A 3,844-nucleotide genomic window follows, 5' to 3' on the forward strand; every position below is an offset into this window, starting at 1 on the left:
TGGATGCGGCGCGCGCTCGGGTGGTCGGACTCAGGCGCCGTAGCCGGGCGGCATCAGGATGGACTTGAGCTCGCAGTACTCGTCGAGGCCCTCGGGCCCGTTCTCGCGGCCGATGCCGGAGTTCTTGTAGCCGCCGAACGGCGAGCCGGGATCGAAGGCGTACCAGTTGATCCCGAAGGTGCCGGTGCGGATCTGCTTGGCGACCTCGAGGCCCTTCTCGATGTCGGTGGTGTACACCGAGCCGGCGAGGCCGTATTCCGAGTCGTTGGCGATCTTGATGGCCTCGTCGAGGCTGTCGTAGGCGATCACGCTGAGCACGGGCCCGAAGATCTCCTCGCGGGCGATCGTCATGGAGTTGTCGACATCGGCGAAGATGGTCGGCTCGACGAAGTAGCCCGTCTCCAGGCCGGCCGGCACACCGCCGCCGACGACGAGGCGGGCGCCCTCCTCCTTGCCCTTCTCGATGTAGCCGAGAACCTTGTCACGCTGCTTGGCGGTGATGATCGGGCCGAGCTGCGCGGCCGGATCGTCGGGCATGCCCATCGGCATGAACCCGACGAAATTGGCCATGGCCTCGACGATCTCGTCGTAGCGCGAGCGCGGTGCCAGGATGCGGGTCTGGCCGACGCACGCCTGGCCGGAGTTCATCAGGCCCGACAGCACCAGCATCGGCATGGTCGCCGGGACGTCCATGTCCTCGAGCAGGATCGCGGCGGACTTGCCGCCGAGCTCGAGGGAACAACGCTTGAGGTTCTGCGCGGCGATCGCACCGATCTTGCGGCCGACGGCGCTGCTGCCGGTGAAGGTGATCTTGTCGACGTCGGGATGCGAGACCAGGTACTCGCCGGTCTCCGCGCCGCCGGGGACGATGGACAGCACGCCCGCGGGCAGGCCGGCCTCGGCGAAGATCTCCGCGACGAGGTTGGCGTTCATCGGGGTTTCCGGCGCGGGCTTGAGCACCATGGTGCAACCGGAGATGATGGCGGGCGCCAGCTTGTTGACCAGCAGGAACAGCGGGACGTTCCAGGCGATGACGGCGGCGACGACACCGACCGGCTCGCGCACGACCTTGCAGACGCCGAACGGTCCGGTGCGCTCCTCCTCCCAGGAGAACGTCTCGGCCAGCGCCGCGTAGCTGTTCAGCACGGCCAGCGTCGGGGTCTTCTGCATGAGCTCGACGCCCGCGCGCGGTGCGCCCATCTCGGACGAGATCAGCGTGCACAGCTCGTCGGCGCGCTCCTCGATCAACTTCGCCGCCTTGACGAGGATCTCGGCGCGCTGCGCCGGGGTGGTCAGCGGCCAGGGGCCGGACTCGAGTGCCGTGCGCGCGGCGGCGATCGCGGCGTCGATGTCGGCGGGGGCGGCGACCGGAACGCTGCCCACTCGCTCCTCGGTGGCGGGCGAGAACACCTCGAGGCGCTCGTCGGTGGCGGGCGCCACCCACTGCCCGCCGATGTAGAGCTTGTCGTAATCAGTCATGAGTGCTTCCTTGCTGGTGTCGGTCTGGTGATGCCGGTATGGAACTGGCGGGGTGCCGTGGTGCGCTACAACGGTGGGTCCTCCTCGGGGCGGGTGGGCATCAGCGCACCCTCGCCCAGTAGTCGCCGTCGAGCATGGCCTCGAGCGTCGGCCGGTGCAGGATCATGTCGTCGGGATCGTCGGGCAGCTCGGCCTGCCCGAAGGCGATTGCGCGGCACTGGATCCGGAACATGATGGTCGCGTGCCGCAGGGCGGCGTACAGCGCGTAGTACTCGATGTTCGTCGACTCGTGCCCGGTCAGCTCCCGGTACCGCGCCTCGACGTCCTCCCGCCGCAGGAAGTCCGGCAGCCCGGCGAGGCCGGCCAGTCCCGCGAGATCCTCGAAGAACCTGTGCAGGAAGATCATCCAGGCCAGGTCCATCTCCCGCGGACCCAGCGCGGCCATCTCCCAGTCCAACACGGCGACCGGGGCGAAGTCGCGGTACATGATGTTGCCGACCCGCGAGTCGCCCCAGCACAGCACCGCGGGAGAGTCGTCTGCCGGGACGTTGGCCTCGAGCCAGTCCAGGCCGCGCTCGATCAGTGGGGAGCGTGGTCCCGATGCGGCCGCCCACTCGTAGTAGCCGCGCTGGCGGGCCAGGTGGGCCCGGAACGCCTGCTCGGCGGTCGGGCCGCCGCCCGGCAGCCGCAGAAAGTCGAACTGCCGCACCGGATCCTCGATGCCGTGCAACGTCGCGAGCACCTCGACGGACGCGTCCTGAAGGGACCGGCGCTGGGTGGCGGTGGCGTCAGAGAGCCAGGACGACCCGAAGTTGTAGGGCATCACGTCCGGCGGCACCTCGCCCTCGATGCGCTCCATCACGAAGAACGGCGCGCCCAGGGCCGCGGGATCGGACTCGGACCAGTACGCGATCGGGACCGGCACGTCGGACAGCTCGCCGACCCGCTTCATGACGGCGAACTGGGTGTCCATGTCGTAGCTCGGGAAGATCGGCATGCTGGTGGCGCCGGGCTCGACTCGGGCGACCAGCTCGTGGGTGCGTCGGGTGCCCGGTTCCGAGAAGAGTGCGTCCTCGGCGGACTCCGTCCAGACGGCGTCGAACAGGATGGTCTCGCTGGACATGCCGTTGGCCTCGGGGAGCCGGACTCCGCTGACCTCCGGGTCTGCGCCCTCGTGCAGCCGGCTGACCAGCCAGTCCTGCAGGGCGCGCCGGAGTTGCTCGGGATCTCGTTTGGACTCGGTGGGCCGGGCGATCTCGGCGGCGTTGTCAGGGGTGGTTCCTGTTGTGCTCACGTGCCCTCGATCCGTCGTTCCCGCGGGAATCCGAAGTGTGGTGAGAAGCACATTAGAACACGTTACATAATCTCGGGGGCGAAAGCAGCCCCTATTTCGGGAGAACCTGTAACGAAACCCTGGCGCCCTAGCTGACCTGCGTCAATGCGCCCGCTCCGATGAGGGTAGCGCGGTCCCCGAGCTCCGCGGGCACGATCCGCAGAGCTCGGCTGAAGGACAGTCGCGCGTGCCGGTCGGCCGCCTCGGCCATCGGTCCCCACAGCGGCGCTCCGGACTGCCCGAAGCCGCCGCCGACCACCGCCAGGTCCAGGTCCAGCAGCGCGGCGGTCGACGCGATGGCGGTGCCGACCGCGGTGCCGGCCCGGTGCAACGCCGCGAGCGCCACCGCGTCGCCCGCGTTCGCCGACTCGGACAGTTCGAGTCCCGTCGACCCGGCCCATCCGCGGGCCTTGGCCCAGCGCACCGAGGACGGTCCGCTCGCGACGGCCTCGAGGCAGCCGAATCCGCCGCATGCGCACGGCACGTCGTCCGCTCCCGGGACCACCACGTGGCCGATGTGCCCGGCGTTGCCGGTGCGGCCGCCGACGACTCGGCCGTCCAGGATCAGTCCGCCGCCGACCCCCGTCGAGACGATCATCCCGATCTGGTTCGCGGTCCCGCGGCCGGCGCCGAAGCGTTGCTCGGCGAGCGCGCAGCAGGCCCCGTCGATGGCCAGGCGTACCGGCGCGCCGGGAAACAGTGCCCGGACCGCGTCCACCAGGGGGAAGCCGGCGCGCCACGGCGGGATGTTGAGCGGGCCGACGATGCCGGCTTCGACGTCGACCGGCCCGGCCGAGCCGATCCCGACCGCCGACACCGGCCGCCCGTCCGCGACCTCGCGCAGCAGCGCCTCCGTCGCCCCCCACACGTCGGTCGCGGGCGTCGGTACCCGCCGCTCGCGCAGTAGTTCACCGGCGGGCGAGACCAGTCCGGCCGCGAGCTTGGTGCCGCCGATGTCCAGTGCGAGAGCGGTCGCATGAGCGGTCATGCCCGGAGGATATGCGGCTTCGCCGCAGTGGTGCGGATGTGGAG

3 protein-coding genes are annotated in these 3,844 nt (G+C 70.3%); all 3 read right to left on the reverse strand.

The features are described from left to right. Positions 1–30 precede the first annotated feature (30 nt). The 3 genes from ACFXGJ_RS24120 to ACFXGJ_RS24130 all read right to left on the reverse strand — a co-directional run bounded on the left by ACFXGJ_RS24120 (position 31) and on the right by ACFXGJ_RS24130 (position 3,800). On the reverse strand, positions 31–1,479 hold the full coding sequence (locus ACFXGJ_RS24120) for an aldehyde dehydrogenase (RefSeq protein WP_378625786.1): 1,449 nt from the start codon (positions 1,477–1,479) through the stop codon (positions 31–33). Between the two features lie 100 nt (positions 1,480–1,579). Beyond that, complete coding sequence (locus tag ACFXGJ_RS24125; RefSeq protein ID WP_378625787.1) at positions 1,580–2,773, reverse strand: phosphotransferase family protein; 1,194 nt, start codon at positions 2,771–2,773, stop codon at positions 1,580–1,582. A 127-nt stretch (positions 2,774–2,900) separates the two neighbouring features. Further along, positions 2,901–3,800, reverse strand: a complete 900-nt coding sequence (locus ACFXGJ_RS24130) for an ROK family protein (protein WP_378625788.1) — start codon at positions 3,798–3,800, stop codon at positions 2,901–2,903. Between the last annotated feature and the right edge of the window lie 44 nt (positions 3,801–3,844).

Source organism: Rhodococcus sp. NPDC059234 (assembly GCF_042754225.1).
Lineage (GTDB): Bacteria > Actinomycetota > Actinomycetes > Mycobacteriales > Mycobacteriaceae > Rhodococcus_G.

Bases quoted from the DNA above. Each gene is read 5' to 3' on its own strand.
- ACFXGJ_RS24120 (WP_378625786.1), bottom strand. From the start codon at position 1,479: ATGACTGATTACGACAAGCTCTACATCGGCGGGCAGTGGGTGGCGCCC.
- ACFXGJ_RS24130 (WP_378625788.1), bottom strand. From the start codon at position 3,800: ATGACCGCTCATGCGACCGCTCTCGCACTGGACATCGGCGGCACCAAG.